Annotated in this window: 1 protein-coding gene; it reads right to left on the bottom strand. The window is 55.0% G+C overall.

The genetic code is table 11. The features are described 5' to 3' along the window. Positions 1-311 precede the first annotated feature (311 nt). Positions 312-578, bottom strand: a 267-nt coding sequence (locus KUV26_RS23510; RefSeq protein ID WP_222510280.1) for a helix-turn-helix domain-containing protein, incomplete at its 5' end; no start/stop codon positions are given.

Genomic DNA, 578 nt, shown 5'->3' on the forward strand with positions numbered 1-578 from the left:
AACGACTCCACGTCGCACCTAAGAATTTCGGCCGCCGACGAATGGCCCGGTGCTCCCGCGACGGAAAGCACAGCGGTTACGGCAGCTGAGATGAATTGTGCCTGCATCCAACTCTCCTAATCATGCCTTCCGCCCCCGAGCTGCTCTATTGTGTGTTCAAGCGGGTCCCGCTTTCATGGGGTTGCGGATGGAAGACGCTGTTCCAGCCTTGCCCAAGGGTAGCAGTGTGCAATCTTCCCCTCAATCACGGGCTGATTTTGATTTTAGCCGTAGTGTTGCGGAGGAATGCTGGCGGGATCCTGTGCATCACTTTATGCGGCAAGTGATTTTGCTAGAGACAGTAGCTGAGTTCGGCTCTTCTCAGGGATGCCATAGTAGGTCCGCACCAGGTCAACGGCTTCCTTCTCGAGCAGCGGGCTGCGGCTTATGCCAGTGTCAGCTCCCGCGTGCCCTTCAAATTTCAGACCCTCGAAAAAATAGGAGACCTCAACCTCAAGAGCTTCAGCAATCTCCCAAAGCCTCGATGCGCTGACGCGATTGACGCCAGTCTCATACTTTTGAACTTGCTGGAACTTCAC

Origin of the sequence: Leisingera daeponensis, from assembly GCF_019801465.1 — a bacterium.
Classification (GTDB): domain Bacteria; phylum Pseudomonadota; class Alphaproteobacteria; order Rhodobacterales; family Rhodobacteraceae; genus Leisingera; species Leisingera daeponensis_A.